This window comes from Kitasatospora sp. NPDC058184 (assembly GCF_042883725.1).
Lineage (GTDB): Bacteria > Actinomycetota > Actinomycetes > Streptomycetales > Streptomycetaceae > Kitasatospora.
In genome coordinates this window covers 123,300-135,247 of record NZ_JBHVVE010000006.1, presented here as the reverse complement: position 1 = coordinate 135,247, position 11,948 = coordinate 123,300, and the positions used below count along the sequence as shown (strand labels likewise).

Annotated in this window: 13 protein-coding genes; 2 read left to right on the top strand and 11 right to left on the bottom strand. The window is 72.6% G+C overall.

Going from position 1 to position 11,948, the window contains the following annotated elements; translation table 11 throughout:
• Positions 1–5 precede the first annotated feature (5 nt).
• Together ACFVXH_RS13780 and ACFVXH_RS13775 are read right to left on the bottom strand one after the other, a co-directional pair.
• Positions 6–206 carry a hypothetical protein gene (locus ACFVXH_RS13780; protein WP_074002423.1) on the bottom strand — a complete coding sequence of 67 codons (201 nt, stop codon included), beginning with the start codon at positions 204–206 and terminating at the stop codon, positions 6–8.
• A gap of 14 nt (positions 207–220) precedes the next feature.
• Positions 221–1,399, bottom strand: coding sequence for a glycosyltransferase family 2 protein (locus tag ACFVXH_RS13775; protein ID WP_079272107.1), 1,179 nt, complete (start codon positions 1,397–1,399; stop codon positions 221–223).
• 440 nt (positions 1,400–1,839) lie between these two features.
• Between ACFVXH_RS13775 and ACFVXH_RS13770 the strand changes: the two genes are divergently transcribed.
• Positions 1,840–2,826, top strand: coding sequence for a glycoside hydrolase family 16 protein (locus tag ACFVXH_RS13770; protein ID WP_387823052.1), 987 nt, complete (start codon positions 1,840–1,842; stop codon positions 2,824–2,826).
• Between the two features lie 193 nt (positions 2,827–3,019).
• Here the strand turns inward: ACFVXH_RS13770 and ACFVXH_RS13765 are convergent, their stop codons facing one another.
• From ACFVXH_RS13765 to rpe, 3 genes are all read right to left on the bottom strand, one after another.
• Positions 3,020–3,631 carry a hypothetical protein gene (locus tag ACFVXH_RS13765; RefSeq protein ID WP_387823049.1) on the bottom strand — a complete coding sequence of 204 codons (612 nt, stop codon included), beginning with the start codon at positions 3,629–3,631 and terminating at the stop codon, positions 3,020–3,022.
• Positions 3,632–3,806: 175 nt separating this feature from the next.
• A complete protein-coding gene (locus ACFVXH_RS13760) occupies positions 3,807–4,766 on the bottom strand; it encodes a pirin family protein (protein ID WP_387823046.1) in 960 nt (319 codons plus the stop codon).
• A 179-nt stretch (positions 4,767–4,945) separates the two neighbouring features.
• Complete coding sequence (gene rpe / locus ACFVXH_RS13755; protein WP_049649291.1) at positions 4,946–5,629, bottom strand: ribulose-phosphate 3-epimerase; 684 nt, start codon at positions 5,627–5,629, stop codon at positions 4,946–4,948.
• Positions 5,630–5,945: 316 nt separating this feature from the next.
• On the opposite strand from rpe, the gene ACFVXH_RS13750 reads away from it, so the two are divergent.
• Positions 5,946–6,797, top strand: coding sequence for a hypothetical protein (locus ACFVXH_RS13750; RefSeq protein ID WP_049649292.1), 852 nt, complete (start codon positions 5,946–5,948; stop codon positions 6,795–6,797).
• A gap of 97 nt (positions 6,798–6,894) precedes the next feature.
• Here the strand turns inward: ACFVXH_RS13750 and ACFVXH_RS13745 are convergent, their stop codons facing one another.
• The 6 genes from ACFVXH_RS13745 to ACFVXH_RS13720 all read right to left on the bottom strand — a co-directional run bounded on the left by ACFVXH_RS13745 (position 6,895) and on the right by ACFVXH_RS13720 (position 11,903).
• A complete protein-coding gene (locus tag ACFVXH_RS13745; RefSeq protein ID WP_387823041.1) occupies positions 6,895–7,569 on the bottom strand; it encodes a C39 family peptidase in 675 nt (224 codons plus the stop codon).
• Positions 7,570–7,630: 61 nt separating this feature from the next.
• A complete protein-coding gene (locus ACFVXH_RS13740; protein ID WP_049649301.1) occupies positions 7,631–8,170 on the bottom strand; it encodes a DUF4188 domain-containing protein in 540 nt (179 codons plus the stop codon).
• A gap of 93 nt (positions 8,171–8,263) precedes the next feature.
• A complete protein-coding gene (locus ACFVXH_RS13735) occupies positions 8,264–8,911 on the bottom strand; it encodes a TetR/AcrR family transcriptional regulator (RefSeq protein ID WP_380777825.1) in 648 nt (215 codons plus the stop codon).
• A gap of 109 nt (positions 8,912–9,020) precedes the next feature.
• A complete protein-coding gene (locus ACFVXH_RS13730) occupies positions 9,021–10,007 on the bottom strand; it encodes an aldo/keto reductase (protein ID WP_387823037.1) in 987 nt (328 codons plus the stop codon).
• Positions 10,008–10,077: 70 nt separating this feature from the next.
• Positions 10,078–10,917 carry an ABC transporter permease gene (locus tag ACFVXH_RS13725; protein WP_079272106.1) on the bottom strand — a complete coding sequence of 280 codons (840 nt, stop codon included), beginning with the start codon at positions 10,915–10,917 and terminating at the stop codon, positions 10,078–10,080.
• On the bottom strand, positions 10,917–11,903 hold the full coding sequence (locus tag ACFVXH_RS13720; RefSeq protein WP_375875524.1) for an ATP-binding cassette domain-containing protein: 987 nt from the start codon (positions 11,901–11,903) through the stop codon (positions 10,917–10,919). Before ACFVXH_RS13720 ends, ACFVXH_RS13725 begins: the two co-directional genes overlap by 1 nt.
• Positions 11,904–11,948 lie beyond the last annotated feature (45 nt).

Here is an 11,948-nt window from a genome sequence, read left to right as displayed (position 1 = left end):
TCCCCTCAGGCCCGGCGGCGGCCGCCGCCGGCGAGGCGGCGGTCCCGGCGGCTGCGGCGGACGGACGCCCCGAAGGTGACGATGGAGATGCTGATGATGGTGACGCTGACGACCAACAGGACGAGGTCGGCGTTGGGCACCTGGGTCATGGCGACGGTGACGGCCGCCAGGAGGATGCAGACGCCCAGGCCTTTGAAGACGTTCATGGTGTTCTTTCGGGCTACTTCCACGCGGAGACGCGTGTCATGTACGACTTGATGACGGAGGAGACGAGCCAGTAGGTGCGGACCACCGTGAAGACGAGTTCCGGGATCAGCAGGGCCTCGACGATCATGGCCTTGGGGCCGAGCTTGCGAACCCGGAGCGCCGGGTAGAGGACCCAGAAGCCGATCATCGCCCAGAACAGCGGCGCGTGGCTGACGCCGAACCGCGCCATCGCGGCCACCTGCTTGGTGCCCCAGCCGAGGATGTAGGCGGAGGCGATGAGCCCCATGATCAGGGTGCTGATCGAGTGCCAGGTGAACTTCGTCCAGCCGCGGGCGCGCAGGGTGTCGACCGTGCCCCGGGACCAGCGTTCGCGCTGCTGGATGAGCTCGCGCAGGGTGGGCATCAGGTCGGTGTAGGCGATGCACAGCTCGTTGGCGGTGACCTTCCAGCCGGACTCCTTGAGCGCCAGCGTGGTCTCGTAGTCCTCGACGAGGTTGCGGTGGTCCTCCCAGAAGACCTCGCCGCGCCAGTCGATGAGGGTCTGCAACGCCTCGGCCCGGTAGAAGCTGCCGGCCCCGGACATGGTGTGCACGTCGGCGCGGTAGCGGGCACTGGCCGCCCGGCCGTACTCGATGATCTGCATGCCGAGCAGGTAGCGCTGCCAGGGGTTGCGCCACAGGCCGGTGCGGCCGAGACAGGAGGCGCTGACGCCGCCGAGCTCGGGGTCGGAGGAGATGACGTTGCGGGCCCGCTCGATGAACCGGTGGTGCAGTTCGGTGTCGGCGTCCATCACCAGGACGTGGCGCACCGCGCCGGTCAGGCGTCCGCCGACCGCCTCCCGCAGCCACTCCAGTCCGTGGTTGAGGGCGCCCGCCTTCTTGTGCGGGTTGTTGTCCAGATTGAGCACGACCGTCGGCGGGGTGCGCTCGTCGTCCGCGAACCGCTGGGCGAACTCCCGTGTGCGGTCGGTGGAGTTGTTGACGACCACGATGATGAGGTCGGGGCGCCGGCTCTGCTTGGCCAGGGAGTCCAGCGACGTCAGGACGCCGACCTCCTCGTTCCGGGCGGGAACGAGGATCACCGTGTCGTAGAGGGCGGTGCCGGCCGCGGGGGCCACCCGACCCCGACGGTGCCGGCTGCGCGAGGACCGGGCCTCCTCGATGGGCGCGCTGGGCGCGGCGGTACCTGACACGGTACGAACTCCCCCGTTTTGACGGCGCGGTAGTCAACGCCGTTCACTCTGTGTGCATCCTGTGATGGTCCGGGAGAGGATATCGCCCCAAAATGTAGATGGTTCAACGGCCCGGCGCGACACACCCCAGCGGGGGAAACGCAGCGCGACCACACGCTCCCCCACCGTGATATCGGCTGCTCAGACGCTCAGCCAAAGGACGCCAAATCGGACAGATCACCCCCGGCGTTAACGTCCGCGAACGTGGCCGACACCACATATCCATTCCTTCCCCCACCTGCCTCTGGGAGGCATTAATGCCGATCCAACCTCGTTCAAGCACCTTAAAAGAGGAGTCAAGGGCATGGATAAGATGAGCCCGAATTGATCGATCCGATGCGAAGCGTGTACGTACTGACGCCTTCCGCATCCCCCTGTGCATCCCCCTCGGAGGAGCAGTCGTGACCCGTCCCACCCCGCACACCCGCACGCGGGCCGCACTCGGGACCGCCCTGCCTCTGGTCATGCTCGCCGTCGGCGCGGGCGCCTGCGCGTCCGACGGCAAGCCGTCCGGACCGGCGGCCGCCCACGGAGCGGAGAAGCAGCAGGCCCCTGCCGCGACTCCCGTCCCCACGCCCACCGCCCCGCCCGGCCCACCCGGCGTCCTGTTCGACGCCTTCCACTACACCGGTGCCGAGGACCCGGCCCTGGCCTCACACGGCTGGACCGTCCGCACCGACGGCGGCGGCCCCGGCATCCGCGACACCTGGTCCAAGGAAGGCCTCTCCTTCCCCACCGTGGCCGACGCCCAGAGCGGCCAGGCCATGCGGCTGCGCGTCACCACCGACGGCACCCCCAAGGGCACCAAGCAGGTCGAGGTCGGACGCACCGCGGGCGAGTCCCTCAACGGCACCATCGCCGCCCGGGTCTTCTTCAGCGACAAGCCCACCGACGGCCGCGACGGCGACCACATCATCCAGACCGTCTACGCGATCTCGCCCGACCACAACTCGAAGAAGTACAGCGAGTTGGACTTCGAGTACATGCCCAACGGCGGCTGGGGCGCCCCCGGCCCCCGGCTCGACACCACGAGCTGGCGCAGCGCCGCCCAGAACGACCGGGACACCCTCGCCACGAACAAGAGCGTCGCCGGCTGGCACACCCTGATGCTCACCGCCGACGCCGGGAAGGTCACCTACTCCGTCGACGGAAAGACCCTGTACAGCAGCGGCAGCAAGTCCTACCCGCGCGAGCCCCTGAGCATCCGGTTCAGCTCCTGGCTGATCGACCTCCCCACGGCGGTGACCAGCACCCGGACCTGGGACATGAACGTCAACTGGCTCTACTACCAGGCCGACAAGAAGGTCCCCCTCGCCGAGGTCGAGAAGGCCGTCGGCGGCTTCTACGCCGCCAACACCACGTTCGTGAACACCCTCCCCAAGAACTGATCCCCTGTCCGAAATCCCCGGCCGACAAGAGACAAAGGCCGGGCACGCCACGCGGCCGACCTGACGAAGGACAGCAGGGGACGAGGCCGCCCGCATGGGCGGCCTCGTCCCCTACATGTGCCCCGCGGGTCGGCAGGAGCCTTGACCCGGAACGCCACGGAAGCGTCAACGACGCCGGTGAATCCCCCTTGTATTACGGCATTCCGCCGTTCAGACCTCCGTAGTTGGCGGTCAGGGCCGCCGCGAAGGCGTCCGGGATGCCATGGAGCCAAAAGGCCATCGAGACATACGACTCCAGTGCGCCCGACACCTCGAGGAAGGGTCCGAACCGCTCGCGCCATTCGTTCCGCGTGGCCGCATCCGGAAAACCCCGGAAAACCGCGACCTCGGGATCCCTCTCGCCCCAGCACCCCCACCGTCCGGAAGGGCCGGTCACCGCGATGACATTGGCGGAAACCGCGATCGACTCCGCGAAATCATCGTCCGACGTGAAGCCGATCCTCTCCCAGTAGTCGTCCATGCCCGCGTCGACGGACAGCGACACCGCCGGGTACGTCCCACACTCCGGAAGGTAGAACTCGTCGGCACCGGGCTTGAGAACCAGCAGGTCGATGCGGTCGTCGCCGTGCCACCGGGCCATCGCGCAGAGCGTCGGCCAGAACTCCCGGGTGAGGACCGCGTCGAACTCGCAGAACAGCGAATCCCCCGCGTCCTCCCGGAAAACCTGGCCGGGCAGTCTGGCGTCGAGGTCGAAGACGGACGCGCTGCGGGAGCGGACATCGAGGTAGGCGTCGCGATCGACCATGACCGAGTCTTCTGTTGCCACCATTCGTCCCCCACCCTGATCCTGATATCCGCGTTCCTGGATTCCGCATTGTAGTAGTCGGCCGACGGAAATCAGGCTGCCCGCCCCCAGCCGACGCCGTCCCCGTCGGTTCCGGCCGCGAACGGCGCCCTCGCCCACCGCGTGAACCGCCGGGTCAGCGCTCGCGGCCGCGGGCCTTGAGGGGGACGGTGGGGAGTTCCGGGGCGGGGAGGCGGGCGCCGGCGTAGCCGTGGACCTCGCCGAAGCGGGTGCCGGTCATCCAGTCGGTGCGGGCCTGGGCGATGTCGTCGGTGGTGCGGCCGATGAAGTTCCACCACATGACGATCTTCTCGTCGAAGGGCTCGCCGCCGAGGAGGAGGACGGCGGCGTCGCCGTCGGCGCGGAGGGGGAGGTCGGGGCGGCCGCAGCCGAGGTAGAGCATGGAGCCGGGCTCGACCGGGACGCCGTCGACGTCGACGCGGCCGGACATGGCGAGGACGGCGTACTCGAAGTCGGGGACGAGCGGGAGGCGGAGGTCCGCGCCGCCGGTGAGGGCGAGGTCGGCGCCGACCAGCGGGGTGTGGGTGGTGCCGGGCGAGGTGGCGGTGTCGAGGGTGCCGAGGATGACGGTGGCGCGCAGGCCCGGGGCGGTGACCACGGGCAGGTCGGGGTGGTGCTCGAAGGCGGGGGCGAGGTGGAGGCCGGCCTCCGGGAGGGCGACCCAGAGCTGGGCGCCGTGCAGGTGGCGGGCGTGCGGGCGGGGGGACTCCTCGGAGTGGGAGATCGCCCGGCCGGAGGTCATCAGGCCCAGCTCGTACGGCCGGACGGTCTGGAGGCTGCCCAGGCTGTCGCGGTGCAGCACCTCGCCCTGGTGGAGCCAGCTGACCGTCTGGAGGCCCATGTGCGGGTGCGGCGGGACCTGCATGCCGGACTCGTCGGCGATGTCGTCGGGGCCGTAGTGGTCCACGAAGCACCAGGCTCCGACCATCCGGCGGCCGAGGTTGGGCAGCAGGCGGCGGACCACCGTGCCTGCGCCGAGCGGGAACTGACGGGCCGTCAGCAGGTCCTTCGCCGGGCCGGTGCCGGCCTCGCGGCCGCAGCTGGTCGGGGCCGGCTTGAGGTCGAGGTTGCTCATCGCGGTTCCACCACCGTACGGAGAGGGGCCGGGCGGGGTCCTCGGCTCCTCGGAGGACACCGTCACCGATCACGGAGGACACCGTCACCGATCATCCGCCACGGTGCGGGGTTCCTCCACCCGTGCCCGGCCATCCGGCGGCGCCGTCACCGGCGACGGGCCGCCGGACCCCGGGGCGCTCAGTGCCCGCAGGCCCACCAGGCGTCGGCCGCCGCCTTCTCGGCGAGCCCCCGCAGGTTGCGGACCGCCTCGGCCGGGTCCTCGGCCCCGTACACCGCCGAGCCGGCCACGAACACGTCCGCGCCCGCCTCCGAGCAGCGCTCGATCGTGCTCGCCGCGACGCCGCCGTCCACCTGGAGCCACAGCTCCAGGTCGTGCTTGGCGATCAGCTCCCGGGTGCGGCGGATCTTCGGCAGCATGATGTCCAGGAAGGCCTGGCCGCCGAAGCCGGGCTCGACGGTCATGATCAGCACCATGTCGAGCTCGGGCAGCAGGTCCTCGTACGGCTCGATCGGGGTGCCGGGCTTGAGCGCCATCGAGGCGCGGGCGCCCTTGGCGCGGATCTCGCGGGCGAGGCGGACGGGCGCGGCGGCGGCCTCGACGTGGAAGGTGACCGAGCCGGCGCCGGCCTCGACGTACTGCGGGGCCCAGCGGTCCGGGTCCTCGATCATCAGGTGGAGGTCGAGCGGGATGTCGGTGGCGCGGGCGAGCGACTCGACCACCGGGACACCGAGGGTGAGGTTGGGCACGAAGTGGTTGTCCATGACGTCCACGTGCAGCCAGTCGGAACCCCGGACGGCCTCGGCCTCGTCGGCGAGCCGGGCGAAGTCCGCGGACAGGATGCTGGGGTTGATCTGGGCCATGACCGACTACCTTCGTACGAGGGCTTGCGAGGGCTCGGCGCCCCCGGAGCGGGCACCTCATCCCATCATCCCGTGACGTGCCGCCGCCGACCGCACGGCGCCGCCCCCGCGTGACCGTCATCACACCCCCTCGGGGGTTACCGGGGCCTTCCCCGTGGTCATCAGCCCTTGTACGGTCCACGCACCTGCCAGGTGAACGGTCCACGCTCCTGCCGCGTGAACGGTCCACGCATCCGCCGCGGCTCCCGCCGGGCCGTCGTCCCGACCAGCCGAGCGCCCCGGCCCGCCCGGGGCTCCGTCCGAGGAAGGTCCCTCGATGACCGATCTCGTCCACCCCGCCCGCGCGTTGTGGTGGCTCTTCGAGCCGGTGCACGCCGTCACCTACTTCCTGCCCGAGGGCCGATCCGCCTTCGAGGAGGCCGGTCTGCACGGCCGCCTGCACGGCTACTTCGCCACCCGCGCGGCCCCGCTCGGCGCGGTGGACGCCCCGCCGGTCACCGCCGCGTTCTTCAACTTCGCTCCGGCGATGGTCGAGCGGGCCCTGCCGGAGGTGTGGAACCACGCGAGCCCGGAGGAGGCGCTGGCCGTTCGACTGAAGGCCTCGGCGACGATCCTGGGCCGGCTGCTGGAGCACGTGGACAAGAACCAGGTGGAGCTGGTCGCCGAGACCCTGGAGCAGGCCGCCACCCGGCTGGACTGCGCCGGCCGGGTGCTGGCCGCCGCCAACGCCGCGCTCCCCCGCCCGAGCGGCCTCTACGAGCGGCTCTGGCAGGCCGCCACCGTGATGCGCGAGCACCGCGGCGACGGCCACGTGGCCGCCCTGGTGGCGGCCGGGCTGGACGGCTGCGAGGCGCTGGTGGTCCGCTGCGCGATGGACATGCGGCGCGAGATGATCCAGCCGCTGCGCGGGTGGACGGACGCCGAGTGGGAGGCGGCCGCCGAGCGCCTGGTCGAGCGCGGCTGGCTGACCGCCGAGGGGACGGTCACCGAGCTCGGCCGGATCCGCCACCAGACCCTGGAGGCCGCCACCGACCTGGCCGCCGCCCGGGTCTGGGACGACTACCCGCGCGCCGAACTCGACCGGCTGGCGGCGGCGTTGAAGCCGATCTCGGCGCTCTGTCGCAGCGAGCTGCCGATCAACCCGATGGGGCTGCCGGACAACCAGTGACGGCCGGCCCGCCCGGCCCGCGACGTCGGGACGAGGGCGCCGCCAGGGCCCGCCTGCGGCCTCAGGCCGAGGACGCCGCCAAGGCCCGTCCGCGCCCTCAGGACGAGAGCGCCCCGGGCGGGCCGAGCACGATCGCCCGCCCGGCGTAGAACCGCCCGAACGACCGCCACGGCACGCGCGCGAAGGCCTGCGACTCCCCCGGGAACCCGGAGGGGTTGTGGACCAGCAGCGCCGTGTCCGTGGCGCCCACCGCCAGCACCAGGTGCCCGCCGCGCCGCACCGGCTCCGGCCCGTACGGCTCCCGGATCGACGGGTGCACCGAGACCATCACCAGCCGGCCGCCGACCACCTCGGCCGACACCTCCTCGGGCGTCAACTCCCGGGCCCGCGCGGCCAGTCCCCAGCGCCGCTCGACGTACCCGGCGAACGGCGCGTGGATCAGTCCGCGCAGGCCGTCGCCGTCCCGCAGGTACGCGCCGGCCGCCAGGCACTCCTCCGCGAGCGCCATCGCCGCCGGGTTCACGCCCCACCAGTGCGCCAGTGCCATCCGCAGGCAGGCCACCCCGCACAGCCGCCAGGACCACCACGCGTACTCCTCCGCGGTGGCCGCTCCGGACTGCCCCCAGCGCGGGTCGGCGGACGCGTCCAGCCGCCCGTCGACGATCTCCCGCACCAGCTCCGCCGACTCCCACTGCGCGCGGTACGGCACCTCGTGCACCACCCGTACCGGCCGCGCCGGCGCCTCCGGCCGCGCGTCGCCCCGATCCACCATCCCCCGACGCTCTCACGGCGCGGCGGCCGGGCGGCTCACGACACTCCCTGCGCGGCCGTACTCAGGCGCCGGGCCCGGCCTCGGCCGGCTCCACCCCACCGGACTCCGGCTCCCGGTAGGCCAGCCGCTGGGACGCCCGCCGGCCGCGCGCCTCCAGCGGCAGCGAGCCGGTGGCGCCGGCCAGGCCGAACGGCGGCATGTCGAAGTAGATCGCCTCGTACCCGCCCTGCGGCACGATGTACGTCTCGTGCCAGAGCCCGACGTGGCCGCGCGTCTTCCCCTGCCGCAGCTTGCGGTTGACGATGCCCCACACGGTGTGGTGGAAGCCGTCCGGCGCGCTCGCGTAGCCGTACAGCTTCTCCTTCGACTCCCAGTACTGGACGACGTAGTAGGTGCGCGGCGAGGCGGTCAGCAGGACGCGGCCGCGCAGGCCGCGCTCGGGGGCGCGGCGCAGCTCGTACAGCATCCGGAGCATCGAGAACATCACCGGGCCCCAGTGGTGCACGGCCCAGAAGCGGTTGATCCGCATGCCGATCAGCAGCACCACGGTGTCGCCGGTGGCGGCGGCCGTGGTGTAGCCCGGCTGCGGCTTGGCGAACAAGGACATCTCTGCCTCCCGTGCCCGTGCCGATGTAATCGGTGACTACATCAGCGCGGAATGGCCCGGTCAAGGCTCGTCCGGCGCACAATTCGGTTACGGCGAAGGATGGTTGGCGATCCCCTGGCCGAAGGTGTCCATCACCTGGCAGGCCAGCTCCTCCGCCGCCGCGGCCGGCAGGTAGCCGTCCAGGATCATCTGCGCCAGCCCGTACACCAGCGCCTGCCCGGCCAGCCCGACCAGCGCCGGATCCCCGGGGCGCAGCAGGCCCGCCTCCTGGTCCGCGACGATCAGGTCCGTGAACACCCGGTCGATGCCGTCCAGCCGCTCGCTCAGCTCCGGATCCCGCGAGGCGGCGAACACCCGCGAGCGCACCAGCTCGAACCGCCGCGGATGGCGTAGCACGTACCGGACGACCCCCAGCCCGATCGCCCGCATCACCGACCTGCCGTCCGGCCCGGCGGCCGCCACCTGGGCCTCCTGCCAGCGCACGAAGTCCGCCAGCACCCGGTCCGCCAGCGCGGTCAACAGCGCCTGCCGGTCGGCGAAGTGACGGAACGGCGCCCCCGCCGACACCCCGGCCCGGCGCGCCACCTCCCGCACGCTGACCTTCTCCTGCCCCTGCTCGTCCAGCACCTCGAACGCCGCCGCCACCAACGCCTCCGGCAACGCCCCGTGGTGGTACGCCCCCCGGCCCCCGCCCCGCTTCCGCGCCCGCTCCCGTTCCTGCTCCCGCTCCCTCATGCCTGCCTTGCTACCACAGCCGCGCCCCCGGCCAGGCCGTCTTCCACGGCCGCCGGGGGCGCGACGGAGGCACCGGCCGGGGCCGGGCCGAAGCCGGGGCGCGGGCGGACTACCAGGCGTAGTCCTCCGGGGCGGGGCGGTGGCCCGGGAAGAGCTCGTCGAGGTGGTCGAGGGTCTTCTGGTCGAGCTTGAGGTCGAGCGCGCCGACGGCGGCGTCGAGGTGGGCCCGGGTGCGGGGGCCGATGATGGGGGCGGTGACGACGGGGCGGGAGAGGAGCCAGGCGAGGGCGAGGTCGGCGGGGTCGGCGCCGAGTTCGGCGGCGAGGTCCTCGTAGGCCTGGATGCGGTCGCGGTGCTTGGCGAGGAGTTCGCTCGCGAGGGCCATGCCGCTGCGGTCCCGGGTGCCCTCGCGCTCCTTGCGCAGGACGCCGCCGAGCAGGCCGCTGCGCAGCGGGGACCACGGGATCAGCCCGAGGCCGTAGTGCTGGAGGGCGGGGACGACCTCGAGTTCGACCGCCCGGTCGAGCAGGTTGTAGAGGGACTGCTCGCTGACCAGGCCGAGGAAGTGGCGGGCGCGGGCGGTCTCCTGGGCCTGGGCGATGTGCCAGCCGGCGAAGTTGCTGGAGCCCACGTAGACGACCTTGCCCTGGGCGACCAGGACCTCCATCGCCTGCCAGATCTCCTCCCAGGGCGTGGCCCGGTCGATGTGGTGCATCTGGTAGAGGTCGATGTGGTCGGTCTGGAGGCGGCGCAGGCTGGCCTCGACGGCCTTGCGGACGGCGACCGCGGAGAGCCTGCTCTCGTTGGGCCAGTCCCCCATGTCGCCGTAGACCTTGGTGGCGAGGACGGTGCGCTCGCGGCGGCCGCCGCCCTTGGCGAACCAGCGGCCGATGATCTCCTCGGTACGCCCGCGCAGCCGGCCCTCGCGGTCGCGGCCGTACGTGTTGGCGGTGTCGAAGAAGTTGATGCCGTGCTCGTGGGCGGCGTCCATGAGGCGGTGGGCCTCGGCCTCCTCGGTGTGGGGGCCGAAGTTCATGGTGCCGAGGCAGAGGCGGGAGACGGTCAGGCCGGTGCGGCCGAGGTGGGTGTACTCCATGGCGCCCCACCCAAGACCACACCGGCCCCGCTGTCCAGCACATTAGGGGGGCGTGCCGCAAGCTGGCGGATCACCGCCCGTGGGTGGCGAACTTCCGTACGGCGAGCGGCATGCAGCCCGCGAGTAGCACGGCGCTCCAGAGCAGCGCGGCGAGCACGGCGTGCTGCGTCGGCCAGGCGGACCCGGCCGCCGAGGGGTTGCCGAACAGCTCCCGGCAGGCCTGGACGACGGAGCTGACCGGGTTCCAGTCGGCGAGGAACCGCAGCCAGCCGGGCATGCCGCCGGTCGGCACGTAGGCGTTGGTGACCATCGCCAACGGGATGACCGCGGCGGACAGTTGGCCGGCCGCCTCCTCCTTGCCGATGGTCAGGCCGAGCACGGTGCCGACCCAGGTCATCACGAAGCGGAAGAGCAGCAGCAGTGCGAACGCCCCGGCCGCGTCGGCGAGTCCGTGCCGGACGCGCCAGCCCGTGGCGAGCCCGACCAGCGCCAGCAGCGCCAGGACGACGACGCTGACCAGCAGGTCGGCGAGGGCCTGTCCGAGCAGCAGTCCGGTGCGGGAGACGGGCATGGAGCGCAGCCGGTCGGTGACCCCGCGCCCGACGTCGCGGGCGGCGCCGACCATGGTGGGCATGACGCCGTTGGTGGCCACCATGGCGAACAGGCCGGGCATCAGGAACTCCCGGTAGCCGCCGCCCCCGGGGACCTGCATGGCGCTGCCGAAGACGTACCCGAAGACCACCACCATCACCACCGGCACGCCCAGCGAGGCGGCCAACAGGCCCGGCGAGTGGCGGTAGTTGAGCAGGACGCGGAGCATCGAGGTCCAGGTGCCGGAGGCGAGCCGCCGGGCGGTGGACGGGCGCGGGACGGCGGACGGGCGCGGGGGCGCGAGTGCGGCGGCGGTCATCAGGCGGCCCTCCCGGCGTCCGCGGACTCCTGGGTGAGCGCGAGGAACACGTCGTCCAGCGAGGGCGCCCGCACCGCGACGTCCTCGGCGACGACCCCCGCGCCGTCCAACTCCCGTACCAGCGAGGGCAGCAGGACGGACACGCCGGGCGTCGTCAGCACCGTGACGGTCCGCTCGGCGACGTCCACCCGCGCGTCGCCGCCGGTCATCGAGGACAGCACCACGGCGGTGGCGGCGAGCTGCCCGGGGTCGGCCAGGGTGACGGAGACCTGGCTGCCGATCGCGGCCTTGAGCCGGTCCGGCGGGCCGGTGGCGATGGCGGCGCCGTGGTCGATCACCACGATGTCGTCGGCGAGCCGGTCGGCCTCCTCCAGGTACTGGGTGGTGAGCAGCACGGTGGTGCCGGCGTCCGCCAGCTCCTTGACGGTGTCCCAGATCGCCTGCCGGCTGCGCGGGTCGAGCCCGGTGGTGGGCTCGTCCAGGAAGAGCACCGGCGGGCTGGTGACCAGGCTGGCGATGAGGTCGAGGCGCCGGCGCATGCCGCCGGAGTAGGTGCGCACGAGCCGGTCGGCGGCCTCGGTGAGGTCGAAGCGGGTGAGCAGTTCGTCGGCGCGCTCCCGGGCCCGGCGGGCGCCGAGGTGGTGCAGCCGGCCGAACAGCCGGAGGTTGTCGCGGCCGGTGACGCCCTCGTCGACGGCGGCGTGCTGCCCGGCGAGGCCGATGGCGCGCCGGACGTCCTCGGCGGCGCGGACGACGTCGTGTCCGGCGACCCGGGCGGTGCCGCGGTCGGGGGCGACCAGGGTGGCGAGGACGCGGACGGCGGTGGTCTTGCCGGCGCCGTTGGGGCCGAGCAGGCCGCAGACGGTGCCGGCCGGGACGGTGAGGTCGAGGCCGCGCAGGGCCTCGGTGGCGCCGAAGCGTTTCCGCACGCCCGTCATCTCGATGGCGGGCGCCGCGCCGGCGGCGGGTCGGGCGGTGTCGGACATGGCTCTGCCCTTCTCTAGGTACAGCGTACGTAGAAGCGCGCTTGG

Coding starts and splice junctions, on each gene's coding strand:
- ACFVXH_RS13780 (WP_074002423.1), bottom strand. CDS start 206: ATGAACGTCTTCAAAGGCCTGGGCGTCTGCATCCTCCTGGCGGCCGTC.
- ACFVXH_RS13765 (WP_387823049.1), bottom strand. CDS start 3,631: ATGGTCGATCGCGACGCCTACCTCGATGTCCGCTCCCGCAGCGCGTCC.
- ACFVXH_RS13760 (WP_387823046.1), bottom strand. CDS start 4,766: ATGAGCAACCTCGACCTCAAGCCGGCCCCGACCAGCTGCGGCCGCGAG.
- rpe (WP_049649291.1), bottom strand. CDS start 5,629: ATGGCCCAGATCAACCCCAGCATCCTGTCCGCGGACTTCGCCCGGCTC.
- ACFVXH_RS13750 (WP_049649292.1), top strand. CDS start 5,946: ATGACCGATCTCGTCCACCCCGCCCGCGCGTTGTGGTGGCTCTTCGAG.
- ACFVXH_RS13745 (WP_387823041.1), bottom strand. CDS start 7,569: ATGGTGGATCGGGGCGACGCGCGGCCGGAGGCGCCGGCGCGGCCGGTA.
- ACFVXH_RS13735 (WP_380777825.1), bottom strand. CDS start 8,911: ATGAGGGAGCGGGAGCAGGAACGGGAGCGGGCGCGGAAGCGGGGCGGG.
- ACFVXH_RS13730 (WP_387823037.1), bottom strand. CDS start 10,007: ATGGAGTACACCCACCTCGGCCGCACCGGCCTGACCGTCTCCCGCCTC.
- ACFVXH_RS13725 (WP_079272106.1), bottom strand. CDS start 10,917: ATGACCGCCGCCGCACTCGCGCCCCCGCGCCCGTCCGCCGTCCCGCGC.
- ACFVXH_RS13720 (WP_375875524.1), bottom strand. CDS start 11,903: ATGTCCGACACCGCCCGACCCGCCGCCGGCGCGGCGCCCGCCATCGAG.